A 24,368-nucleotide genomic window follows, 5' to 3' on the forward strand; every position below is an offset into this window, starting at 1 on the left:
GGCTCCTCGCGCGCTCCTCCCGGAGGGACGCCTGCGGGCCCGGTCGAGGAGTCGTTCATTCCTCGGCCGGGCCCGCGGGTGTGCGTCTTTTCTCCGGGGGCCGCCGACCGCCCCGACGGAGGGCCGGTCACCTCGTCCGGCCGGACGGTCTCACCGCATCCGGGTGGCCCACTCCTGCACCTTCTTGATCCGGTCCTGGATCTGTCCGGCCGTCGCCTCCGCGCTCGGTGGCCCGCCGCACACCCGGCGCAGCTCGGTGTGGATCACTCCGTGCGGCTTGCCGCTCTGGTGTGTGTACGCCGAGACCATGGTGTTCAGCTGCTTGCGCAGTTCCAGCAGCTTCTTGTGCGTGACCACGGGCCGGTCCTCGGCCGCCTTCTCCAGGAGGTCGGCCTCCGACGCCGGCTTCTGGCGGCTGTGGGCGATCTGCCGGGTCTGCCGCTTCTGGAGCAGCAGCTGCACCTGGTCGGGCTCCAGCAGTCCCGGGATGCCCAGGTAGTCCTGCTCCTCCTCGCTCCCCGGGTGGGCCTGCATCCCGAACTCGGCGCCGTCGTAGAGCACCCGGTCGAAGACCGCGTCGGACTCCAGCGCCTCGAAGGGCAGTTGCTCCTCGGTCTCCTCGTCCTCGAGCTTCTCCGCGTCCGCGAGGAGCTGGTCCTCCTCGGCGAACGGGTTCTCCTCGTCGCTGCCCTTCTTCGGCTTGTCGAGCACGTGGTCGCGCTCGACCTCCATCTCGTTGGCGAAGTCGAGCAGCATCGGGATGGTCGGCAGGAACACGGAGGCGGTCTCGCCGCGTCGGCGTGACCGTACGAAACGTCCGACGGCCTGGGCGAAGAAGAGGGGCGTGGAGATGGTGGTGGCGTACACGCCGACGGCCAGGCGCGGCACGTCGACGCCTTCCGACACCATCCGGACCGCCACCATCCAGCGCGAGGTGTCCTGGCTGAACTTGTCGATGTTCTTGGACGCGGCCTTCTCGTCGGAGAGGACCACGGTCGGCTTCTCACCGGTGACCGACTTGAGGATCTTGGCGTACGCGCGGGCCGACTCCTGGTCCGTCGCGATGACCAGCCCGCCCGCGTCGGGGATGCCCTTGCGGACCTCGGTCAGCCGCTTGTCGGCTGCGGCCAGCACATTGGGGATCCAGTCACCGGTGGGCGAGAGCGCGGTACGCCAGGCCTGCCCGATGGCGTCCTTGGTCATCGGCTCGCCGAGCCGGGCCGCGATCTCGTCGCCGGCCTTGGTGCGCCAGCGCATGTTGCCGCTGTAGCTGAGGAAGATCACGGGGCGGACGACCCCGTCGGCGAGCGCGTTGCCGTAGCCGTAGGTGTAGTCGGCCGAGGAGCGGCGGATGCCGTCGTTGCCCTCCTCGTACGCGACGAAGGGGATCGGGTTGGTGTCGGACCGGAACGGTGTACCGGTGAGCGCGAGCCGCCGGGTCGCCGGGTCGAACGCCTCCTGGCACGCCTCGCCCCAGGACTTCGAGTCACCGGCGTGGTGGATCTCGTCGAGGATCACGAGCGTCTTGCGCTGCTCGCAGCGGTTGCGGTGGAGCATCGGGCGTACGCCGACACCCGCGTACGTGACCGCGACCCCGTGGTACTCCTTGCTGACGGGTCCGGCGCTGTAGTCGGGGTCGAGCTTGATGCCTATCCGGGCGGCTGCCTCCGCCCACTGCTTCTTGAGGTGCTCGGTGGGCGCCACGACGGTGACCTGCTGCACCACGTGATGGTGCAGCAGCCATGAGGCGAGGGTCAGCGCGAAGGTCGTCTTGCCCGCGCCGGGCGTCGCGACGGCGAGGAAGTCGCGCGGCTGCTCCTGGACGTACTTCTCCATGGCGCCCTGCTGCCAGGCTCGCAGCTTGCCTGCCGTACCCCAGGGGGCGCGGCCGGGAAAGGCGGGTGAGAGGTGGTGGGAGGCGGTAGTAGTCACGGTCTCCGGTTCGGGGCACTCGGGTACGTGGGGGCGCTGTCCACGCGGGCCGTCGGGGCCCGCACGCGATACGACAACCGGGCCACCCTACCGGCGGGCGGGACGGAACCCCGTACGGAACAGGCCGCCCCGTGGAGGAGTGCGACGGCTCTCACACCCAGCGCGGCGCGGGCGCGAAGCCTCCCCGAGACGCCCCGTCATCGCCGGACACGCAGTTCCCGCTCGCAGTTCCCGCACGCAGTTCCTACCGGGCCCGCACCCGGCTCGCCACCCACGCCCCCGCCAGGGCCACGGCCGCCATCGGCAGGAAGACCGCGGCGAACGCCGCGGGGTGCGAACCGGCGGTCCCGCTGCCCGCCGGGCCGTGCACGGACGCGCCCACCGCTCCCCCGCCGAGCGCGGCGAAGGCCGCTCCGCCACCGGCGAGCAGCAGGACGTTGGCCAGCCCGTCCGAGATCTGGAGGGCTGCGGAGTTGGCTCCCGCCTCCTTCGGGGCCGACAGCTTCAGCAGCAGCACGCTCGTCGACGCGATCACCATGCCCATGCCGAAGCACCCGACGCCCCAGGCGACGGCCACCGTCCACACCGGTACCGCCTCGATCAACACCCCCGGTGCGGCGGCGATCGCCAGCGCCACCAGCACCATGCCGCCGACCATCAGGGCCTCGCGGTGCGGCTCCAGGCGCGGCCGGGCCAGGACGTACGAGCCGAGCGCCCAGGTCAGACCGCCGGCGGCCAGCGACAGGCCCGCCATCGTCGGGGACAGCCCCCGCTGGGTCACCAGCATCAGCGGTACGAAGGACTCGGCGGCGATGAACGAACCCGCCGCCACCCCGCGCAGCAGGACCACCGCGGGAAGCCCCCGTGCGGCGCGCAGCGTCCCCGTGGGGAGCAGCCCGCGGACGGCGGGCACGAGGAGCGCGGCCCCGGCCGCGGCGGGCAGCAGCGAGAGCCACCGCAGGTCCTGCCCGGCGTACTGGAGCAGCCCGGCGCCCAGCGAGATACCCAGGGCGAGCCGGATGCGCCGCCGGTCGAACGGTTCCGGATCCGCCTCCGCGTCGGCCGGCCCGGACGCCATGCGCCGGATCGCGGGCAGCGCGAGACCGAGCGGCAGGAGGATGAGCACGGGGATGCCGACGAAGACCCAGCGCCAGCCGAGGTGCTCGGTGACGGTTCCCGAGGCGAGCGGTCCGACGACGGACGGAACGATCCAGGCGGCCGAGAACGCGGCCATGATCGCGGGCCTGATCCGCTCCGGGTAGGCACGGCCGATGACGACGTACAGCGCCACGATGACCAGACCACCGCCTATGCCCTGGACGGCCCGGCCGAGGATGAACATCCACATGCCGCCCGCCGTCCCGGACAGCAGCAGCCCGGCGCCGAACGCCCCGATCCCGGAGGCGAGCGGCGCGAGCGGCCCGGACCGGTCGGCCCACTGCCCGGAGAGCACCATGGCGAAGAGGCTGGTGGTGAAGTACGCGGAGAAGGCGAACGCGTAGAGCGGGATGCCGTCCAGCTCGCGGGCCGCCACCGGCATCGCCGTACCGACGGCGGTCGCCTCGAACGCGATGAGCAGCACGACGGAGACGATGCCGATGCTGAGCGCCCGGTAGGTACGCCCCAACACGCCCTCGGGCGGCGCGGGCGCGGCGTCGACGACGGGGGCCGTGACATCGGCGTCACGCGGTTCCAGGACACTCATGGAGCCAAGAGTAAGGGCCGAAAGCGCAGGTGACCCCTGTCCGGAGGGGGAGTCCAGGTCGGCCGTTGGTCGTAGGCCCGCACCCCTGCGTCGGGTTGTGGACATGAACGCCGTATGGCAGTCGTGTTGCGGGGACGCCGCTGCCCTTGAGTGCCGCCGCCCGGGGCCCGTACGGTCGACAGCAGAACACCACTTGACCGTGTGCCCGAGAGGCTCAGGGGCTCGACTGCAACTCGAGTTACACCGGTTCGAATCCGGTCACGGTCTCCAGCATTCTCCAGCGGGAGAACCCGAAAGGGAACGGCCGCCCCATGGTGCGGGGGCGGCCGTTCCCGTGTGCGCGCGTCACGGTGGGGCCGGGTGACGTTACTTCGGTGTGAGTACGGGGACCTTCGGCAGACCGCCGTTGTCCTCGCAGTCGAGCTCCTTCACCAGCTTGAGCGTGGCGGCATGCAGGATCCGCATATTCATGTCGCGGTATTCGCGGGTGTCCGGCGCATCGCTCTCCCCGCGCCCGAAACCACCCTGTATCCGCAGCGGCGCCTTGTCCGAACCCTTCAATTGGGGACTCACGCATTCGAAGTAGATCGATGCGCCACTTCGCCTCACAGAAGACTGCACACCCATGGTGTACAGCTCGGCACCGGCCGGAAGCCCTTCGTCCTCGACATCCTGCGGGGCGTACATCGAGTAGGTGATCCCGCCACGGTCCGTCTGCTTGGCGCCCTTCGAGCTCAGACGGCAGAGGTTCGCCCCAGGAGCCCACGAACGGCCGGACGCGTAACCGTCCTTGAGCGCCGCGACCACCTCCTGCATGCCATTCCCACTGCGCCAGAAGAAGACCTTGTGCCCTGTCACCTTCTCGACCATCTCCGCCGACGGTCCGGAGAACAGACCACCGCACACCTCACCGGCCCCGACGAACTGCTCGTGCTCCTCCTCGCCGGAGGCGCATGCCACGCCCCCGACGCCCAATGCCAGGGCCGTCCCCGCAGCCGTCAGCAATCGCCGCATCCGCCCGCCCACTCCCACTCGCTCGTCCCGTCTTCGATTCGTCCCGACCGCCGATCCGGTGTGTCCGTTGTTCCCGATGACCGGGCGACCACCTGGGGGCCCACCGCACCGCGTAACGCAGTAGGTCAACGGACGAGCGAGCACAGCGGGATCGTTGGCGCAGGCCAGTTCGTCCACCAGAGGGCGGGCGAACGTGGACAGCAAGGCCTCACGCTGTCCGACCTTCACCCCGGGATCGGCCAGCCCCTCACGAGCAGCCCTGTGCCGTGAGGGCGCTGGGTACGTAGTCATCTACGAACCGCTCCAGAGCCTTACGCCGCTCCGCGCGGTCCTCCGGAACCGGTTTCTTGCCGGTGAGCTCGACCAGGACGGCGTACTTGTGCGGAGAACCCCGGTAGGTACAGGCCTTCACGACCAGCGCCGCGCTGTCTGCGATGCGTGCGTCCTGCCCGAGTGGACCCGCCGCCGGGGCGGGGTCGCCGTCCATCCCGACTCTCCACTCCGACACCTCGAAGGGGTCGGTCGCCGTGTCGACGACGTCCCGGCTGATATTGACCACCAGCTGGTTGTCCACGGTGATGCGGCATCGAGGGCGTTCGGAACTGATGTCGGACGCGCGGGCCGTGACATCGCCACCGTCCGGCAACAGGGGAGCCAGGCGCTTCCCATCGACAGCGACACCGCAAACCCGGTCGGGCAGGGTGTAGTTCTGTCCACCACCGCTGCACCCGGGCATGAAGAGGAGACCACATCCCACGCCGGCGATGACGGCGCACCGCCCGATGAACGACGACATGTGCCGGCCCTCCGCAGTCCTCACTGGTCCCCCGTAAGGCCGCGCGCCTTCGCATTCCCCGCAAAGGCTGCCCTGTTGATGTCATCAGTAAGCGTGTACGCGTTCTGCCCGTGCCCGGGGTTCCTCTCCCCCCACTGGCGGGCGAGTTCGGCCAGCTGCTGTTCCCGCTTGACGAAGACCTTGCCGTTCTGCTGCTGGTTGTCTTCGTCGATCCTGTCCTGCTCCTCGACCTGCCATCGGTAGGCGAGTGCATCCACACCACGCTGCACGGCATCGCCTGCCACGGGAATGAAGTTCGCGGCCCCGCCGAAGCCGTGGTACAACCACTTCGCATCCCAGGAGGGGTCCTCCTTGTCGGTCTCAAGCGCCTGATACCGGGCTTCTTCCAAGAAACCGGTTGTCTGACCCGCTCTCATCAGAGTCTCCTTCGGGTCTTCCGGATGATCCGTATTGATGTCGCGGACCATTTCTCGGTTCAGTGCTTCGTTGAGGACACCGTAGGCATGCTGATCGCGCGAGACCTGCTTGGCCACCTCGATCAGGTCGTGCCGATCCAGGAGCTTCTCGTCATCAGGGTCATCTGCCTGCGCGCTCGCAGAATAGTGAACCTCATCCGAGTGATTACCCAGAACAATGGCCATATCATCCCGCATCTCGGGCGGAAAATCGTCACCAGCATCAGCGATGAACGCGAGGGAGCGTTCGAGCACTTCGCGATGCGCTGCTGTGTGGGTCACGAAAGGGGCCTCAGGATCGTTGGGGTTCATTCCCGTGGCCGCGGCGAGCAAAGCCTTCCCCGTTGCCTCGTTGGCGTGATTGGCGTCACCGTCGTTGAGCGGGGTGTCATCGAACACGTCACGCTTCCCTGACAACAGATACTGTGCGTTGTCCTGCGGATCCTTCGTGTTGAAGAACTCTGTCGACGCGTCAGGACTGTTGGACAGGGCTGTCATGAAGCCCGTCATCGGGTCGCGCCCGAATTCCTCGTCCATGAAGTTGAGCTTGGGGACGGGCGGCCCTCCCATGCCGCCCTGCCAATAATGTGACGGCATCTTCATCTTCTTCTCGGTGGCGACGAGCGCGTTGCCGTAGTCGTTGAGGAACTTGTCGTCGTAGTCACCGACCCGCATGAAATTGCTCATGATCTGGAACCCGTACACACGGCTTCCCCTGGTCTGGATCTGCTCGTCCCCCAGCCTGACCATGTCCCGTTCCCAGCTCTGCATCGCCGGGCTGTCCGACTGCGTCGCCCCCGCCAGCACGAGGCTGAAGTTCTTCTGCAATGCCGCCATGTCATCACGGCGCGCTCGCATGAGGTCGCCACCGTCACTGACATCGGCAAGGTCGGCCCAGAAGTCGAGTGTCCCGCGTGCACCCAGTGTCGTGGCGAACTTCTCCTGGAAGTACGGATTGTCCTTGTACTTCGCCAAGGAGTTGCTGAACCGGTCGAACTCCTCGGGGGACATGCCGTCCCCCTTCGTCTTGGCCAGCAGCGCCATTTCCTCGCCTGCTTTGGTGGCCTCCTCAGCGGCTCGGCGCTCGTCCTGCATGCTTCCGTACTTGGGAGCACTGAAATCGGGACCCTCGGGAACATTGGCTTCAAGGGTGCGCTGGAGAAGCACGTCGGTCTCGTTGCAGTTGTCGACGACATGGTCGATCTTCTTCTGCCACGCCTCGACGTTCCGCCTCTGCTGCTGCAAGAGTTTCGGGTAGTCGGGGTCGTGCCGTGCCGCGAAGTCCTCTTCCAGCGGGTGCCGAGCGGACGCCTTGCCCTTGGCGTCCACATGGATGCCCGCCCCTGGCCCCTCATGGTCCCGGATGTTGATCAGGTCGTCCTTGGCCTTCTTGAAAGCCGTGTGCGCTTCCTCAAGGATCATCTTCACACCCTTGGCCTCGGCTGCGGCGTCCTTGAACTCCTTGGCCGTCTTGCCGATGAAGCCCCTGGTGACGCCCGCATTGACGCCCTCCCACTCAGCCTTGTCCGCCTTGACCTTCATACCGTCTCTGGCATCGTCGGCGAGCAGGTCCAGCTTGGTGACCATGTCGGCCCAGTCGTCGGCCGCGGTCTTCAGCTTCGCGACGGGCGCGTCGACTATGTCCTCGTACTTCAGCACTCTGCGCTCCCCCCTGACCTACTTCAGATACTCGTTCAACTTGGAGACGGATATCAGATCGCCGGCGATCTGCACGTCGTCCTTCGCATGGGCGGCTTTGGTGTAGTCCAGGTGATTCGAGATCTGAGCGCAGGCGTCGAGCAGCGTCTTCATGTGCGTTTGCCAACGGTCGTGCACCTTGAGCAGGGCAGAGCCGCTGGAGAAGTTGCCGTTCGTCAACGCGATCGCCGCGTCGAACGTGGAGGGGCGTGCGTGGTCCCCCTCCTTGGAGAGCCGCGTGCGGAGCCCATAGGCGTCATGCCCGATGGCACCCAGGTTGTCCTGATTGACTGCCAGGTCGGCATCGGCCGGCCCACCGCTGCGGCCCCCTTCGGCCGTAACTCCATTGAGCCGCATATCGACCCGCTGCGTCGACTCCGCGCGAAGCGCGGACCATTCCGCGTCGAACGTCACAAATTCCCCCGTACCTGTTCCCGTGGGCTGTTACAGCCCGACGAATCACCAAGACCGACTCACTCACCGTAGCGGCTCGGTCCGCACCGATACAGGCAGGGGGAAAGAGGCTTCCCCCTTCTGGATAGAAAGGACGGACCCGCAGGAACCTCGCTGCCGCATCCGGCACCGACGATGTCGCATGGTCTCCCGCCCCGCGGCACTGCGTGCCTTGTGATGACCGGACGGCCCGTGGAACGATCCGGCGCGCGGCATCCGTCGCGATCAGCAGTACGGAAGAGGACGAGGACGATGAACGACACCTCAGGGTTCAAGGCCGTCCCACCGACCACGCTCGCCGATCTCCTCGGCCGAGAGCAGGTCATGGACGTCGGTATCCGTCCGCTCCGGTCCTCGGCGCCCCGCATCGCCGGCCCCGCGTTCACCGTGCGCTGTCCGCCCGGCGACAACCTCATGTTCCACGCGGCGATTTACCGCGCCGCCCCGGGTTCCGTCATCGTCGCCGAGGCGGGCGACATGGACTACGCGCTGGCCGGCGGCAACGTCTGCGCCGTCGCCCAGCGCCGGGGCATCGCCGGGTTCGTGATCGACGGGGTCATCCGGGACCTCGCCGAGGTGCGCGAGATGGGCTTCCCGGTCTTCGCCCGCGGCGTCATCCCCGTCCCGGGCACCAAGACGTCGGTGCGGCCACTGAACGTCCCGGTCCGCTGCGGTGGCGTACAGGTCCACCCCGGCGACATCGTGGTGGCGGACGAGGAGGGCGTCGTGGTCACCCCGCACGCGCTCCAGGAGCAAGTGTTGCGCGACGCCGAGGCGAAACTGGCCAAGGAGGCGGCCCAGTCCCTCGACGCCTGGGAGGCCGCGCACCGGTCCCGCATCGAGCAACTCCTCGGCGAAGGCGGCTTCGTGGAGTGACCACGGCCTTGATGAACCGGCCGAGCGGAAGGCGGGACCGGGCCCGCTCGGCCGACCTCGAACGGTCACGTGACGGCTTGAGTAGGCTGCCCCGGCTGTGACCAGTCGCCCGGGGGATCTTCGTCCATCAAAGTTCGCGCCAAAGAATCCGACCAGCAGCATGGCGAGCCCGGCCGCCCACGTCGCGCGATGCCCTGTCCGATGCCGGCCGACGACGACAGGGCGAACGCACGCACCAGGCCGTACAGGTTCACGTCGCGGGACCGCCGCCACTCTGGCCCGGAGGGTGTCCATACGGCGAGTGGGTTCCGGCGGGAGCGCCCGGGCCGCTTTGCGGTGAGTACAGCGGGTATGGCGGTTGTGCCTGCTGGTATGCGGCGGGAAGCTGCTACGGGGCAGGGGCAGTAGCGGCCTTCCCTCGGCGGCGGGAACGGACCACCCCGAACACCACACCGGCTCCCACGAGCACGGCCACACCAACACCCAGACCGATCCAGAGGCCCGCGTTGCCGCCGTCATCAGAGGCCGGGGACGCGGCGGCCGGCTTCTCGCTTTCGTCCGACTTCTCGGAGCCGTTGGCCGCCGCAGAGGGCTCGGCGGACGGGGTCGGGGAGGCGGCTGCGGCGAGGTCGGGAAGCGGGTACTCGTCGGCGGGGCCGGGGTCACCGGGGTCCTTCAAAGCAATGCGGGGGCGAACGATGCCGTACCCGATGGCGTCCGTCCGCTTCTCACCGTTGATAGCACCACCGGCAGTGTTGAGCAGCACCCGCAGGACCTGGTTGTTGGTCCAGTCCGGGTACTTGGACCAGATCAGGGCCGCAGAGGCGGAGGCGAGAGCGGTGGCTCCGCTCGTGCCGTGTCCTCTGCAAAGGCCGGTCTCTTCGGTGCAGGCGTACACCAACTCATCGCCTGGCGCCGCGAGATCGACCTGCGGACCCCACTGGGACTCGTCCGTCTTCTTGAGCTCCTCGTCGACAGCGCCCACGCCTACGACACCTGGGGTGCCGGCCGGATACTCGACGGAGTTTTGTGCATCACCGGTGTTCCCGACCGCCGCGAAGATCAACACACCTTTTTCCAGGGCGTACTTCACCGCCTCCGTCACCGATTGAGAATTATTGCGCCTGCCGAGTGAGATGTTGATGATCTGCGCACCGTGGTCGACCGCATATCTGATCGCCTTAGGAGCCGCCTCACTGAATTCCTTGTCGGACGCGTCTCTATTGGCAGCCCCGGTGGAATCCGGCATACGGACAGGAAGGATCTTCGCACCTGGCGCAAGACCGAAGGCCCCGTCCCCCCCGGCACTCTTACCCGTTCCGGCAATCAGAGCAGCCATGCCGGTGCCGTGACCGTCATAGTCCTCCTGCTCACCACCGGGGGAATCCGGTTCCAGGTTCAGGCCTTCCAGGACTTGTCCTCGGAGGTCTCCGTTCGACGCGTCAACACCCGTGTCGAGGACCGCGACAGTGATCCCTGCACCGGTGCTGGTCTCCCACATCTTCTCGGCCTGCATCACGTCAAGATGCCACTGCTTGGACCGGACCGATTCCGCGTACGCGGGAGCAACCGCAGTCCCTGCCAACACCAGCATCATGCTGGCAGAAGCGATCACGCGGCGACAGGTGAATCCGGCGCTACTCAATCCGGTAAGCATCCGACTTCCTTTGCCTGTATCCCTACAACTATTCGATAACTGGTGGGACAACCCGTCGACCGCCCTGCTGCCAGGTCTCTTCGTCCTCGACAAGGTAGTCCGGCCGCTCGCCTTCCTCGCGACGTGACTCAGCAGGCTTCGCGGGACTTCCCGGCCGCCCGATCGGGCCGATTGCGCGTCCGCCCTGGGCCGACGGTGTGCTTCGGACCAAGCCGCTCCCTCCTGGGGTGAACGGGCGACCGACGGAACGGCCAGGCTGTTGCGATCGGCCACCGACGACGCCACCGGTCTCGCCGGCGAGCCGGCGACCGCCGACAATGCCGTTCTGAGCGCCACCGGCACCTCCTGAAGACCCGCCGTGAGCCATCGGCGCACGGCCGCCATGGATTCCCTCGCCGACCGCCGTACCCCGAGGCAACCCGACAGACGGACGCCCTGAAGCCTGAGAAACGGGTCGCCCACCAACGATCCCGGCGTCACGGGGTGACCTGGCGACTGGACCGGTCCCAGAAGGACCAGCGCCTGCGGAGGGCATGAATGTACGAGGGACCCCGGCGGTCTTGCCCCCATTACTCAGCTGGGGCGGGACGGCACCTCCGCCGAAGGTCGGCGCCAGAGTATTGGGTGCTGTCACGGAAAGGCCATTCTCTGTCTTCCCCAGGCCCAGCGACGTCGGAGACGTCTGAGTCGGAGGAGCCGCAGCGTTGGGCAGAATAGCCACCCCATCGATCTCCATGGCCACAGGAGTCGAGCGCGAGGAAACCGGCACTACGGGCAGGGAGACATGGGAGGCCTTCGTCCCGGCAACGTCTCCGGCTGCGTGGACAGTGCGCCCCTCTGTACCCGCGGCATAGCTCGCGCCGCTACCGACGGGCAGGCCGCCCGTGCCACGCGCCTCCGCACCACCCGCGCCACGGCGATCCGCTTCATCCGGCACGATCGCCCCCGGCGGTGGCGGGAACACCGGCCTTTCCAGGGCGTCCATCTTCTTCGCCGAGAATGCGTACGCCTGCGCCAGCCGTCGCATCTGGTCAGCCGCTTCCTGGCGGTTCGCCTCCTGGGTCGCGATGAGCGTCTCCGCCGCCTCCCGCGCGACCGTCGACGCGTCGGGGTCGTTCCTCGCGATGCGGGCCGCGTCCAGGTTCGCCTGCGCGCCCGCGTGCGTGCGGGGGACGGACGCCTGGGCGGTGGCGATCGCGTTCGACGCCTCGGCCAGCCACTCGGACACGCCCGAGCTGAAGTCGCCCAGCCGCAAGGTCGCGTTGGCCAGGTCGGCGCTCCAGGTGCGGAAAGCCTTTGCTCCCTCGCCCTCCCAGCTCACCCGCTGCGGACGGTCTTTCAGCTCTGTCGCGACCTTCTTGATCTCCGTGGCGGCGCTCAACAGGCGATCGGAGGCGCCCTTGACCGCCCCACTGTTGGCCCTGTCCAGCCACGCCAGCATGGCCTCGTGGGTCATGCTGTCGAACGGCGTGCCCTGCCCTGCTTCCCCGACATCCATCCTTGCCCCCGTCTATCCCCGTGTCGTGCCAGTGATCGTCGTCGTCATCAAGCCGATCCGGTACTTGCCTCAGGCGTCGGCTTCGCCTGCTTCTCCGCCCCCGACCCGTCCGCATGCGGCTTGTCGGACTGCGACGGGTCGTACTCGCCCCCGTAATGCTCCTCCGCGTTGTCCGCGATGGCCAGCATGCGGCGGCGGATGTCGATGTCCAGGTTCTCGTAGCCCTTGTGGGAGGCGAGCACCGCGATGCTCATGCCTTCTATGGCCTCCGACAGGAGCTTGGAGAGCGACTCCAGCTCGGTGACCACTTTCCGGTACGAGATGAAGAGACTGGCCGCCTCCGCCCACTGCATGTCACCACCGCCGAACTGCGGCCGCGTCAGCGGGTCCTCGCGCAGCTTGGTCGGACCCGCCGGCGATGCCTTCAGATCGCGCAGGATCTCGTCGATGTGGTCACGGAACTGGGTGAACGACGACAGCTCCGTGGCCAGTACCGCTGTCGTGGCCCCCGTGGCCGCGAACGACGCCGCCACCCCGCCTACGACCTCACTTGGCAGCACAGCACCCTCCCCGTATCCGGCTGGCTACAACGTCGGACATCACTGTAGTCAGCACCGGTGACACTCCGCACCCCTGGGTTGCACGTGCAACGCGGATCACATCGGCGTCGGGAGGGTCAGGACTTCGGGGTCGCCACCGCCGCCTGCGGGCGGATCGGGAGGCGGTTGACCGGGCGGCCGGTGGCGGCCCTGACCGCCGCCGCCACCGCTGCCGGGGACGTCACCACCGGTACGGCCGAGGCCGCCTTGGCGCCGAAGGGGGCCACCACGTCGCGCTCCTCCACCAGTTTGACGATGCGGATGTCCGGAGCGTCCAGGGACGTCGGAAGCGCGTACCCAGTGAGGTCCGGGTGGCGGATCAGGCCGCGGGCCGTGCGGAGGTTCTCCGTGAGGGCGGCGCCGATGCCCTGGGTGACGCCGGCCTCGATGCGGATCGCCAGCTGGGACGGGTTGAGGACGCGGCCGACGTCCTGGGCGACGGCCATCTCCACCACCCGGACCGAGCCGAGCTCGATGTCGACGTCGACCACCGCGCGTACCGCGCAGAACGCCAGGCCGACGAACGCGTCCCCCTGCCCCGACTCGTCCAGCGGCTCCGTCGGGTGGGGGCGGCACTGGGCCGTGGCCCAGAGTTCCTTGCCGTCCATCGCCTCCGTGACCGTCGTGGACAGCACGCCGTCGTAGGACGTGATCTTGCCGTCCGCGATCTGGAGCAGTTCCGTGGACATGCCGAACTTGTGGGCCAGGGGCTGGAGCAGCTGGGTGCGGACCATCTTGGCCGCGCGTTCCACCGCGCCGCCGGAGACCCAGGTGTGGCGGCCGTGCGTGGCGGGTCCCGCCGGGGGCTGGTCGGTGTCGACCGCCGCGACGTGGACCTCTTCGATGCCCAGGGTCTCCTGCACGATCTGGCGGGCCAGTGTGGTGAATCCCTGTCCGGTCTCGACGGCCGCGCAGATCACCGTGGCGACGCCGTCGTGCACCCGGACCGTGGCCGTGGAGACCTCGTCCGCACCTTCGGCGCCGAGCATGTGGACCATGCCGAGGGCGTACCCGACTCCCCGGCGTACGGCTCCGGGTTCGCCCGCGCCCTCCGGGCCTCCCGGGAGCAGCCAGTCGTCCTCCGGGGCGTCCTTGGGCAGCGTGGGCAGCGGGAAGTCCCGGACCGCGTGGAGGAGTTCGGCCACCGGTGCCGGACAGGTCACCGTCTGGCTGGTGGGCAGGATGTCCCCGGTGGACAGGGCGTTGCGGAGGCGAAGTTCGGCCGGGTCCATGCCGAGCTTCGCGGCGAGCTTGTCCATCTGGCCCTCGTAGGCCGCGCAGACCTGCATCGCCCCCTCGCCGCGTACGTGCCCGGAGGGCGGGTTGTTCGTGCGGACTGCCCAGCCCTCGATGAAGGCGTGCGGGACGACGTACGGGCCGCAGGCGAACGCCACCGCTGCGGCCAGGGATTCGGAGGAGGCGTCGGCGTACGCGCCCGCGTCGAGGAGGATCTGGGCCTCGACCTTGACGAGTCTGCCCTCGGTGTCCGCGTGGTGGCGGTAGCGCAGCAGGGTGGGATGGCGGTGGGTGTGGCCGAGGAAGGACTCCTCGCGGGTGGCGGCCAGTTTGACCGGGCAGCCGGTGCGGAGGGCGAGCAGGCCGAGCGGGATCTGGAAGCCCGGGTCCTCGCGGTCGCCCGTCGCTCCCGGGACGCCCGTCACGACGACCTTGACCCGGTCCTGGTCCAGGCCGAAGCAGGCGGCGGCCAGGTCGCGGTCGGTGTGGGGGTCGGTGGACGCCGTGTAGAGCTCGACGCCGCCGTCGGGGCGGGGTACGGCGAGGCCGGCCTCGGCGCCGATCGGGGCGGGGTCCTGGCGGCCGATGCGGTACAGGCCCTCGACGATGACCTCGCCGACGGTGTCCGGGTCGCCGTAGCGCAGCGGGATGTGGCGGATGAGGTTGCCGTCGGGGTGCAGGGGTTCGGCGGCGAAGGCCTTCTCCGGGTCGGTGACCGGCTCCAGGACCTCGTACTCGACGGTGATCGCCGCGGCGGCCAGCCGGGCCGTGTCGGGGTGGTCGGCGGCGACGGCGGCGATGGCCTCTCCGTGGTGCCGCACCAGATCGGCGGCGAACACCGGGCGGTCGACGACCCGTCGGCCGTACGCGCTGTCCCCGGGGATGTCCTCGTGCGTGACGACCGCCCGCACCCCGGGCATCGCGGCGGCTGCCGAGGTGTCGATCGACAGGATGCGCGCGTGCGGGTGCGGGGAACGCAGCAGGGCGGCCCAGAGCAGGCCCTCGGCCCACAGGTCGGCGGCGTACGGGAACGTGCCCTCGGTCTTCGCCCGGGCGTCGGCCGGCGGCAGCGAGGCGCCCAGGCCGTGCGTGGGCAGCTCCTGGTCGGGACCCGCGCCCTCCGACTGTGGCGTGGTGCGCGTGGTACCGGTCGCGGTGGCTGCGTCGCTGGTCACGCCGCCTCCTTGTCGTTCGCCCCGCTGCGGGTGCAGCTGCTGGTGGTGGTGTGGGTGACCGATGGTGCGGGGGACGCGGTTCTCACCGGGCGTCTCCCTCGTGCGGGTGTGCCTGGACGCTGCCGGCGCCGGGAGCGGCCTGGTGCGGGATGCGCGGCTCGTCGTCGTCCGGTTCCCCGGCGTCCCGGCTCTCGACGACCTCGCGTACGGCGTCGAGTACGCCCCGGTAGCCGGAGCAGCGGCAGAGGTTGCCGCAGAGCGCCTGTCGCGTCTCCAGCTCGCTGGGGGCGTGGTTGCCCTCCAGGAGGTCGTGGACGGTCATGGCCATCCCGGGGATGCAGAAACCGCACTGGACGGCCCCGCACGCGGCCAGGGCGCGCTGGATGTCCGAGGGTTCGCCGTCCACGGCGAGCCCCTCGACCGTACGGACCTCGCTGCCCGCCGTGGTGGCGGCGGGGACCAGGCACGAGGCCACGAGGCGGCCGTCGACCTGGACGTTGCAGGCACCGCATTCGCCCTGCGAGCAGCCGTCCTTGGCACCTGCGAGGCCGAGGCGTTCGCGGAGCACGTAGAGCAGCGACTCACCGATCCAGGCGTCCGCGACGGGGCGGTCCACGCCGTTCACGTGCAGGACGTAGGAGGCCGCGGCGTGTTCGCTCGGTGCGGGTGTCCGAGCGGCGGGCTCCTCGGTGTCCGCCTCGCGTTCGGCGGGTGCGGCGGCTTCGGCGGGGAGCGGTGTGGTGGCGGGCTCGGGAAGCGGGTCCGGGGCCTGGTCCGACGGTTCGTCCGCCGGGCCGTCCTCCGGGGGCTCCGTCGACGGGTCCGCCGTCACGTCGGCCGCCGGGTCCGCGGCCACCGGGTCCCCGGCCGTCGGATCCGCGGCATCCGTCGGGTCCACCGGGTCCACCGCGTGCGGTTCGGGAGCGGTGTGGGTGGCTTCGGAGACGGGTGCGGAGGGCTCCGACGGCGGCGTCCCGGGGAGCTCGGACGCCCTGGGTGCGTCATCCGGCGCCCCGGGGGCCACGGCGGTCTCCTGAAGCGCCTCCGCGGCCTCCTGGAGCGTCTCCACCGGCTCGTGGAACGCCCCTGCGGGCTCTTCCTCCGGGGTGGCGGGTTCCGCGTGCTCGCCCGGGGTGCCGTCACCGGGGCCGGCGAAGTCCTGTGTGCCCTGGAGGTGTTCGGCCCAGGGAGCCGGTGCGCCGCCCGGCAGCGTCGCCGGGGGCGTGTCCGTGTACCAGGAGGACGCGAGCGTCGACGCCGCGTACTCGCCGGACTCCTCCGGGAGGTCGCCGTCGGCCACCGGGATCGTCCACTGCCCGGTGTGCCCCACGGGTTCGACGTGGCCGGCCGACTCACGGTGTCCGGCCGACTCCGGGTATCCCGCCGGTCCACCCGGAGCGGTGTGGCCGGGAGCGACGTGGTGATCCGGAGCCGTGTGCTCCGCGTCCATGTGGTCCGGAGCCGTGTGCTCCGCGTCCATGTGGTCCGGAGCCGTGGCGTGCTCGCCCCGATCGGCCGGCGGGAGGGGATCGGCGAAGTTCCACTGGGCCGTCGTGGACGACGTCTGCCCGTACCCGGACGAACCGTCCTGGTACGACTGCGGGTAGTGCTGCCCGTACGGCTGTTGCCCGTACGGCTGCTGCTGGTTCGGGTCCGGCCAGTGCACCGCCTCCGGGCTGCCGGACGCGCCCGCCGCCTCGGCGGCCTCCGCGGCCCGCTCCTGCTGGCTCTGCGTCTGCACCACCCAGCTCCCCGTGGCCGACGGGTCCAGCCCCGCCGCCGGGGTCAGTGGCAGGATCATGGGCGGTACGTACCCGTGGCCGGGCGCGGCCAACGGGTCGCTCCCGAGGCCGGCGAGGTCGTCCGGGTCCAGGTGGACGAAGGCGGTGGCGTCCGCGTCGTACCCGTCGCCCTGCGGGGTCGGCTGCCAGCCGCCGTACGGGTCGGGCTCCCCGTGCCGCTGCTCGGGGTTCTCCTCATTGCTCACGACAGTGCCCTCCCCAGCGCGCGTCGGGCGAGCGCGGCGACCGTGCGCCGCAGGTGGAGGACGGCGGGGGGCAGCGGTGGTGCCTCTCCCCCGTCGTCCGGTGGTGCGTGGTCCGGGATGCAGGCCGCGGCGACGTACTCGCCGAAGGCGGCCAGCGCGTCGGGGGCCAGGCCCCGTTCGCCGTCCCAGTCGATCAGGGAGGCGATCCAGTGTTCGGCCTCCAGGGGCCGCAGCGGCATCGGGGCGATCGCGCCGACCGCGCAGCGCACCCCGCGCCGGGCCGGGTCCAGGACTATGGCGACCGAGGCGGTGGCGCGGCCCGGGCCGGTGCGCCCGGTCGCCTTGAGGAAGACCTGTGGGGCGTGCAGCAGCGGTACGCGGACGAAGCCGATCAGCTCCGCGGGCTCCAGCATCTCGCGGCCGGCCAGCAGATGGGAGACCGGGATCTCGCGGCGGGCGCCTTCGGGGCCCGCGATGACGAGTTCGGCCTCCAGGGCCGCCAGCACCGGCAGGGCGTCGCCGGTCGGGGCCGCGGTGGCGATGTTGCCGCCGAGGGTTCCGGCGTTGCGGATCTGCGGCGGGCCGGCGGCGCGCGCGGAGGCGGCCAGCGCGGGGATCAGGGCGGCGAAGTCGGGCCGTCCCATGCGCGCGTGCGTGAGGCCCGCCCCCAGCAGGGCGTGGCCGTCCTGGTAGTGCCAGCCGCGCAGTTCGCTGATCCGGCCGAGGCCGACCAGTCCGGAGGGCCGCAGCAGGCCCCTGTTGACGGCCGCCATCAGGTCAGTGCCCCCGGCCACGGGGACGGCGGCGGGCATGGCGCCGAGAGCCGCCACGGCCTCGTCGAGCGAGGCCGGCAGCGTCACCGGCTGCGTCGCCTGCGGTGCGTGCGTGGTCAACCCAGCTGCCCCTTCCCGGTGTCCCGGCAGTCCCGCCTGTCCGCCGTACGGTACGTGCTCACGGCCGGGACGTGGCAACTCTGGCACATCTTCGGGGCGGACCGACGCGAGGGTCCACGAAGGACGCTTCCGCCCCTGAGCTGGGGATAAATCACGTTTCGGAGGGCTTCTGAGCAGCGCACGAATTGCCGCTCTTCAGCGAGTTCGTACGACTTATTCCGTTCACGCACCGCAGGGAGCCGTCGGGTCTCACACGTTCGGGGGCGGTCCCTCGATCGGGCGACCCAGGACGCCGGGCCGTCGTTGCCACGGGAGCGGCCCGCCGGGCGGCCGGTAGTCGACGCCCAGGGCGTCCAGCCGCGCGTAGTGCGCCTCCATGCGGCGTTCGAACCCGGCGAAGTCCCGTTCCTCCGGGGCCGGGAGTCTCGACCAGGCGACTTCCGCGAGGGCGGCGAGCCGTGGGAAGACCTGGTAGTCGACGCGGGCCCGGTTCTGCATGACCTCGGCCCAGGCGTTGGCCTGGGTGCCGATGATGTGACGGGCCGCCTCATCCGAGAGCCCCGGGGGGACGGGTTCGAAGCGGTAGACGTCCTCCAGGGTGCGTACGTATCCGATCGGCATCGGCTCGTCGGCGCCGCCGTCCTGGCGGTGGTCCAGGTAGACCTGCTGCTCGGGGCACATCACGACGTCGTGGCCCGCCTCGGCGGCGGCGACGCCGCCCGCGTACCCGCGCCACGACGAGATCGCGGCGCCGTCGGCGAGTCCGCCCTCCAGGATCTCGTCCCAGCCGATGAGGCGGCGGCCCCGGGCGGTGAGCCAGGTGTCGAAGTGCCGGATGAACCAGGACTGGAGCTCTTCCTCGTCGTGCAGGCCGAGTTCGGCGATCCGGGCCTGTGCGGCCGGCGACGCCTTCCACTGGTCCTTGGGGCATTCGTCGCCACCGATATGGATGAACGGCGAGGTGGCGGCGGGGAAGAGATCGAGCAGCTCTTCGAAGACCCCTTCGAAGAAGCGCAGCGTGTTGTCAGTGGGGGCGAGTACGTTCGGATTGATGCCCCAGGTGTCCCACACGGAAAGGGAGGACGTGTCGATGACGTCGGTGTTGCCGAGTTCCGGATACGCGCTGATGGCGGCCTGCGAGTGGCCCGGGATGTCGATTTCGGGGACCACCCGGATATGCCGCTCGGCCGCGTAGGCGACGATTTCGCGGATGTCGTCCTGGGTGTAGAAACCGCCGTGCGGGGTCTCGTCCCAGAGTTCTGAGGCGCGGTGGCCGTATTTGGTGCGGGCGCGCCAGGAGGCGGTCTCGGTGAGCCGGGGATGGCGCTTGATCTCGACCCGCCAGCCCTGGTCGTCGGTGAGGTGGAAGTGGAAGACGTTCAGTTTGTGGGCGGCGAGCAGATCGAGGTAGCGCAGGACGTCGTCCTTGCGCATGAAGTGCCGTGCCACGTCGAGCATCAGGCCGCGCCAGGCGAAGCGCGGGCCGTCCTCGATCTCCACGAAGGGAACGGCCCGGCGCGGCCCGGAGGCGACGGGTGCCCGGCGGTACGCCTCGGCGCCGAGGAGCTGACGGAGCGTCTGCGCCCCCCAGAACACTCCGGCGGAGTCCCCTCCGGTGATCCGTACGCCCGTCCCGGGTGCCACGACGAGCCGGTAGGACTCGGGCACGAGGGCGGGGTCGAGGCACAGTTCGACGGTGTTGCCCGGTTCCTTCGTCCCAGGCCGCGCGGGGCCGAGGGGCAGCCCGAAGGCGGCGCCGAGCGTGGCCCGGAGCCACCGCTCGGTCGTCTCGGTGCCCGGCTGCGCGGTGAGGGTGGTGGAGCGGTCCGGGAGGAACCCCTCCCCCGGTGTGTTCGCGCCGACACGCACGGGCGCCGGAATGAGGTTGTCCACGTCAGTCCTTTACCGCTCCGCCCAGTCCGGAGACCAGACGGCGCTGTACGAGTACGAAGAAGACGAGCACGGGAACGGTCATCACCGTCGAGGCGGCCATGATCCCTCCCCAGTCGTTCTCGTCCGGTTTGAAGAAGACCAGCAGCGCCATGGGAAGCGTCGACTGGGAGGTGTCGCTGATGATGAACGACTTGGCGAAGAGGAAGTCGTTCCAGGTCGAGATGAAGGAGAAGACACTGGTCGCCACGAGCCCGGGGAAGACGAGCGGGAAGAGGATCTGCCACAGGAAGCGGGTGCGGCTCGCCCCGTCGATGTAGGCGGCCTCCTCCAGCGCTTCCGGGACGGCCTTGACGAAGCCGCGCAGCATCCAGATCGCGAACGGCAGCGAGAAGGCCAGATGGGGCAGGATCAGCGATCCCAGGGTGTTCAGCTGACCGAAGTCGCGCATGAGGAAGAACAGCGGAATGGTCAGCGCCTCGACCGGCACCATCTGAGCCACCAGGAACATGATCAGCAGCGTGGTGCGGAAGCGGAATCGGAAACGCGTCACCGCCGTCGCCGCGAGAAAGGCGATCAGCGCGGAGGCGATGACGACGGTTCCGGCGACGACCAGGCTGTTGAGGAAGTAGCGCCCGAAGTCCTGTTGTTCGAAGACCCGGCGGAACGAGTCCAGCGACGGGGCCAGGGTCCAGGGCCGGGCCTCGGTGGACTGGATCTCGCCGGCCGGCTTGAAGGCGGAGAGCACCATCCAGTAGAGCGGGAAGGCGACCGCGACGGCGATGACGAGTGCGGCAGCCTCGGCCGCCAGTCTGCCGGGCCGGCGGACGCGCAGAAGCGTGCGGGTGCTCACAGTTCCTCCCCCTGGCGGCGCACGAGGCGCAGATAGACCAGCGTGACGGCCAGCAGGATCACGAGCATCACGACGCCGATGGCCGAGCCGAGGCTGTACTGCGAGGAGGCGAACGCCTTCTGGTACGCGTACACGTTGAGCACCAGGTTCTGGCCGGCGATGCCGCCGCCGTTGGTCATGACGTAGATCTGGGTGAAGACCTTGAAGTCCCAGATGATCGACTGGATGGTGACGACGATCAGGATCGGCCGCAGCATCGGGGCCATGACGGACCGCCAGATGCGCCACTGCGAGGCGCCGTCCAGCGAGGCCGCCTCCAGCACCTCGGTGGGGATCGCGCGGATGCCCGCGTACACGGTCACCATCACGAACGGGAACGAGCACCAGAGGACTTCGAGCAGGACCAGGGCGAAGGCGCTGTAGCGCCCGTACGTCCAGGAGAAGTCGCCGAGGCCGAGCACCTTGTTGACGGGTCCGAAGTCCGGGTCGAAGAGGAAGACCCAGACGGTGGAACCGGTGATCGCCGGAGTGGCCCAGGCGCCGAGCGCGGCCATCATGAGGGCGAGCCGGGGCAGGGCCCTGACGCGGGTCAGCAGGACGGCCAGGGCGCAGCCGACGAACAGGGTGGCCACGACGCAGGCGGCGGCGAAGACCACGGTCGCCAGCAGTACCTGCCAGAACTGGCTGTCGCCGAAGAGCGTGGCGTAGTTGCCCAGGCCCTGGAAGGTCGTCGGCTCACCGCCGCTGACCTGGGCCTGGGTGTACTCCAGGAAGGAGATCAGGCCCAGTTGGTAGATCGGGTAGACGAGGAGTCCGCCGAGCGTGACCAGTGCGGGCAGCAGGTAGAGCCAGGGTGTCCAGCCGGAGCGCCGGGCGGGTGACGCCCGGCGCCGCGGCGGGCGGGCCGGCGCGCCGCCCGCCCCGGACGTCTCGGGGGCCTTGTACACCGTCGTGTTCGCGGTCATCGTCAGCCCGCGTCGGCGAACGCCGCGTCCATCTTCGTCGCCGCGTCGTCGGAGGCCGCGGCGACGTCCTTACGGCCGCTGGCGATCTCCTGGAACATCGTCGGCAGGATCAGCGAGGCGTCGATCTGTCCCCAGGCCGGGGAGGCGGGCACGAACTTGGCGCCCGCGCCGAGCGTCTTGACGAACGGCTCGACGAAGGGCTCCTTCTTCGCGACGGTGTCCCGGACATCGCTGTACGTCGGCAGGAAGCCCATCGCGTCGAACATCTCCGCCTGGGTCTTCTTGCCGGTGAGCGACTTCATCAGGTCGACGGCGAGGGTGCGGTGCGTGCTGCTCTTGAGTACGCCGATGTTGTTGCCGCCCGCGAACGCCGGGGCGATCGAACCCTCCTCGACGCCGGGCAGCGGGACGACCGCGTACTTGCCCTTGACGGTGCCCTCCTCGACGGCGGCGTGGCTGAAGTCGCCGCCGATCGCCATGGCGGCCTTGCCGGAGGCGAAGGCGGTGACGGTCGCGTTGCCGCCCATGGCCGCGCACTTGGCCGCGGGGCAGTTGTCGTCGCCGAAGAGCGAGGTGTAGGCCTCGATGCCCTTGCGGGCCTTCTCGCTGTTGATGGCCGACTCGTAGGTCACCCCGGTCTCGTCGGCCAGCTCGCCGCCGTGGGCCCAGATGAAGGGCATGGCGCCGTAGGTGTACGCGCCGCCGACCGCGAGGCCGTAGAGGTCCGGCTTCTCCTTGTGGACCTTCTTCGCGGTGGAGATCAGCTCGGCCTGGGACTTGGGCGGCTCGATGCCGAGGTCCTCGAAGACGTCGGTGCGGTAGTACAGGGCCCGGACGCCGACGAAGAGCGGGGCTCCGTAGACGTTGCCGCCGACCGTCACGGACTGCTTGGCGGCGGGGTCGGTGTCCTTGGCCTCGTCCCAGGCCGCGAACTCCTTGCTGATGTCGGCCAGTCCGCCGTCCTTCACGTAGCCGGCGGTGTCCGTGTTGCCGTACTCGATGAGGTCGGGGGCGCTCTTCGGGTCGTTGAAGGCTGCCTTGATCCGCTGGGCGCGGGTGTCGACGGGTATGTACTCGATCTCGACCTTCGCTCCTTCGTGGGACTTCTCGAAGGCGGCGACGGCCGCGTCGACGACCTTCTCCTTGGGCTTGTTGCCGACTTCCTGGAAGAGCCAGACGCGGAGCGTGCCGCTCTTGTCGTCCGACCCGGCGTCGGTGTCGGAGGTCCCCGGCGCACAGGCGGTGGCGGTGAGACCCGCCAGCACCAGAGCGGCGGCGGGGGCGGCAATTCGGGCAGAAAGCTTCATCCGGGACCCTTACCGGTCAGTCGTTGCATCATGCGCAACGCACGTTTCGTTCTGCACAACTTGCAGGAGAGTAAGGGCGTGTCCCGGTACCGACAAGTGGTCTCAACCACACTGTGACCAGCCGCCACGCACGAAGCCCCCGGGGCGCGCGTCATGCGCGCCCCGGGGGCCGTGTCCCGGAAGCTTCCGTAACACCACAGGCGGAGGTCTACCTCTGTCGGCTACTTCTTGTCGCCGTCGCCCTTGCCGCCGCCCTTGCCCTTGTCGCCACCGGCGCCCATGGACTCGTAGATCTCCTTGCACATGGGACAGACCGGGTACTTCTTCGGGTCGCGCCCCGGGACCCAGACCTTGCCGCACAGTGCCACCACGGGAGTGCCCTCCAGGGCACTGGCCATGATCTTGTCCTTCTGGACGTAATGGGCGTAGCGCTCGTGGTCGCCGTCGCCGTTCGACACCTGCGGCGTCGGCTCTACGAGGGTCCCCGTACCTGCCCCGCGCTCGGGCTCAAGAGTGCTCATAACCGCCAAGCGTACTGAAAGCTCCGGGCATCAGTTCAGCGAAGGGTCGTCCGGATACGTGGCGATCATCGCCAGCTCGCTGCGCTGGCGCCGCAGGACCGCGCGCCAGAGCTTCTCGGGGTGCGGGGCGGACACGTCGCCGGGCTCCGACTCCACCACGTACCAGGCACCGTCCGCCAGCTCCGCCTCCAGCTGCCCCGGGGCCCAGCCCGCGTACCCCGCGAAGATCCGCAGCGCCCCGAGGGCCGGTGCCAGCAGCTCCGGGGGTGCCTCCAGGTCCACCAGGCCGATCGCCCCGTGCACCCGGCGCCAGCCCAGGGGGCCGTCGTCCCCGGGGATCACGGCCACCCCCAGCGCCGAGTCCAGGGAGACCGGGCCGCCCTGGAAGACGACGTCCGGCTCGCCGGCCAGACCGGCCCACGACGCGAGGATGTCGCCGACGCCGACGGGGGTGGGGCGGTTCAGGACCACGCCGAGCGAGCCCTCCTCGTCGTGGTCGAGGAGCAGCACCACCGCGCGGTCGAAATTCGGGTCCGACAGGGCGGGCGCGGCCACGAGCAGCCGCCCTGTGAGCGAGGACACCTCGGTCATGGCAGGAATGATCCCGCATCTTGCCGGTCCGTGGGGCCCGAGTCGCCCGCCCGGCCGGTGCCGGACGTCACACGCAGCTCAGGACACCCGCCCGCCGCGGCGGGCGCGCACGACACGGCTCGGGGCGCCGCCATGCGGACGGTGACACTCCGCGAACCCCGCCGAGCAGAGCGTGGCGGGGCGGGCGCAAGACGCCCGGACACCCGCCGGGACTTAACCGAACGGGGGTAGGAGGCCATTACCCTTTTCGATGGCCCCCTGCCCGAC

Annotated in this window: 19 protein-coding genes and 1 tRNA gene; 2 read left to right on the top strand and 18 right to left on the bottom strand. The window is 69.8% G+C overall.

Annotation, left to right across the window (positions count from 1 at the left end; translation table 11 throughout):
- Positions 1-150: 150 nt before the first annotated feature.
- Positions 151-1,932 carry a DEAD/DEAH box helicase gene (locus tag SACTE_RS11915; protein WP_014046283.1) on the bottom strand — a complete coding sequence of 594 codons (1,782 nt, stop codon included), beginning with the start codon at positions 1,930-1,932 and terminating at the stop codon, positions 151-153.
- A gap of 244 nt (positions 1,933-2,176) precedes the next feature.
- Complete coding sequence (locus SACTE_RS11920) at positions 2,177-3,637, bottom strand: MFS transporter (RefSeq protein WP_014046284.1); 1,461 nt, start codon at positions 3,635-3,637, stop codon at positions 2,177-2,179.
- A 195-nt stretch (positions 3,638-3,832) separates the two neighbouring features.
- Between SACTE_RS11920 and SACTE_RS11925 the strand changes: the two genes are divergently transcribed.
- Positions 3,833-3,907, top strand: a tRNA-Cys gene (locus SACTE_RS11925).
- Positions 3,908-4,003: 96 nt separating this feature from the next.
- Here SACTE_RS11925 and SACTE_RS11930 read toward each other — a convergent pair.
- The 4 genes from SACTE_RS11930 to SACTE_RS11945 form a co-directional block, all read right to left on the bottom strand.
- Positions 4,004-4,651, bottom strand: coding sequence for a hypothetical protein (locus SACTE_RS11930; protein ID WP_014046285.1), 648 nt, complete (start codon positions 4,649-4,651; stop codon positions 4,004-4,006).
- 247 nt (positions 4,652-4,898) lie between these two features.
- Positions 4,899-5,447, bottom strand: coding sequence for a hypothetical protein (locus tag SACTE_RS11935; protein WP_014046286.1), 549 nt, complete (start codon positions 5,445-5,447; stop codon positions 4,899-4,901).
- 20 nt (positions 5,448-5,467) lie between these two features.
- The gene (locus SACTE_RS11940) at positions 5,468-7,561 is read right to left on the bottom strand and encodes a hypothetical protein (protein ID WP_014046287.1); all 2,094 of its coding nucleotides are present in this window, start codon (positions 7,559-7,561) and stop codon (positions 5,468-5,470) included.
- A gap of 18 nt (positions 7,562-7,579) precedes the next feature.
- Positions 7,580-8,014 carry a hypothetical protein gene (locus tag SACTE_RS11945; RefSeq protein ID WP_014046288.1) on the bottom strand — a complete coding sequence of 145 codons (435 nt, stop codon included), beginning with the start codon at positions 8,012-8,014 and terminating at the stop codon, positions 7,580-7,582.
- Between the two features lie 291 nt (positions 8,015-8,305).
- Here SACTE_RS11945 and SACTE_RS11950 point away from each other — a divergent pair, with 291 nt between their 5' ends.
- The gene (locus SACTE_RS11950; RefSeq protein WP_014046289.1) at positions 8,306-8,929 is read left to right on the top strand and encodes an RraA family protein; all 624 of its coding nucleotides are present in this window, start codon (positions 8,306-8,308) and stop codon (positions 8,927-8,929) included.
- A gap of 388 nt (positions 8,930-9,317) precedes the next feature.
- On the opposite strand, the gene mycP is transcribed toward SACTE_RS11950, so the two are convergent.
- The 12 genes from mycP to SACTE_RS12005 all read right to left on the bottom strand — a co-directional run bounded on the left by mycP (position 9,318) and on the right by SACTE_RS12005 (position 24,101).
- Complete coding sequence (mycP, locus tag SACTE_RS11955; RefSeq protein ID WP_014046290.1) at positions 9,318-10,586, bottom strand: type VII secretion-associated serine protease mycosin; 1,269 nt, start codon at positions 10,584-10,586, stop codon at positions 9,318-9,320.
- Positions 10,587-10,614: 28 nt separating this feature from the next.
- Positions 10,615-12,084 (bottom strand): hypothetical protein, encoded by a 1,470-nt coding sequence (locus SACTE_RS34255; RefSeq protein ID WP_014046291.1) that lies wholly within the window; start codon positions 12,082-12,084, stop codon positions 10,615-10,617.
- A gap of 47 nt (positions 12,085-12,131) precedes the next feature.
- Positions 12,132-12,644 carry a hypothetical protein gene (locus SACTE_RS11960; protein ID WP_014046292.1) on the bottom strand — a complete coding sequence of 171 codons (513 nt, stop codon included), beginning with the start codon at positions 12,642-12,644 and terminating at the stop codon, positions 12,132-12,134.
- 116 nt (positions 12,645-12,760) lie between these two features.
- Positions 12,761-15,094, bottom strand: a complete 2,334-nt coding sequence (locus tag SACTE_RS11965; protein ID WP_014046293.1) for a xanthine dehydrogenase family protein molybdopterin-binding subunit — start codon at positions 15,092-15,094, stop codon at positions 12,761-12,763.
- An 82-nt stretch (positions 15,095-15,176) separates the two neighbouring features.
- Positions 15,177-17,081, bottom strand: coding sequence for a 2Fe-2S iron-sulfur cluster-binding protein (locus tag SACTE_RS11970; protein WP_014046294.1), 1,905 nt, complete (start codon positions 17,079-17,081; stop codon positions 15,177-15,179).
- Entirely contained in the window at positions 17,078-17,974 is an 897-nt protein-coding gene (locus SACTE_RS11975; RefSeq protein WP_019993630.1) for an FAD binding domain-containing protein, read from the bottom strand. The genes SACTE_RS11970 and SACTE_RS11975 overlap by 4 nt, the downstream gene beginning before the upstream one ends.
- Positions 17,975-18,223: 249 nt before the next feature.
- Positions 18,224-19,867 carry a beta-N-acetylhexosaminidase gene (locus SACTE_RS11980; protein ID WP_014046296.1) on the bottom strand — a complete coding sequence of 548 codons (1,644 nt, stop codon included), beginning with the start codon at positions 19,865-19,867 and terminating at the stop codon, positions 18,224-18,226.
- 1 nt (position 19,868) lies between these two features.
- On the bottom strand, positions 19,869-20,717 hold the full coding sequence (locus SACTE_RS11985) for a carbohydrate ABC transporter permease (protein ID WP_014046297.1): 849 nt from the start codon (positions 20,715-20,717) through the stop codon (positions 19,869-19,871).
- Entirely contained in the window at positions 20,714-21,682 is a 969-nt protein-coding gene (locus SACTE_RS11990) for a sugar ABC transporter permease (protein ID WP_014046298.1), read from the bottom strand. The genes SACTE_RS11985 and SACTE_RS11990 overlap by 4 nt, the downstream gene beginning before the upstream one ends.
- Before the next feature lie 2 nt (positions 21,683-21,684).
- Complete coding sequence (locus SACTE_RS11995) at positions 21,685-22,989, bottom strand: extracellular solute-binding protein (RefSeq protein ID WP_014046299.1); 1,305 nt, start codon at positions 22,987-22,989, stop codon at positions 21,685-21,687.
- 221 nt (positions 22,990-23,210) lie between these two features.
- On the bottom strand, positions 23,211-23,510 hold the full coding sequence (locus SACTE_RS12000) for a DUF3039 domain-containing protein (RefSeq protein ID WP_014046300.1): 300 nt from the start codon (positions 23,508-23,510) through the stop codon (positions 23,211-23,213).
- Between the two features lie 30 nt (positions 23,511-23,540).
- The gene (locus SACTE_RS12005; RefSeq protein ID WP_014046301.1) at positions 23,541-24,101 is read right to left on the bottom strand and encodes a YqgE/AlgH family protein; all 561 of its coding nucleotides are present in this window, start codon (positions 24,099-24,101) and stop codon (positions 23,541-23,543) included.
- Positions 24,102-24,368 lie beyond the last annotated feature (267 nt).

The organism is Streptomyces sp. SirexAA-E (assembly GCF_000177195.2).
Classification (GTDB): Bacteria; Actinomycetota; Actinomycetes; order Streptomycetales; family Streptomycetaceae; genus Streptomyces; species Streptomyces flavovirens.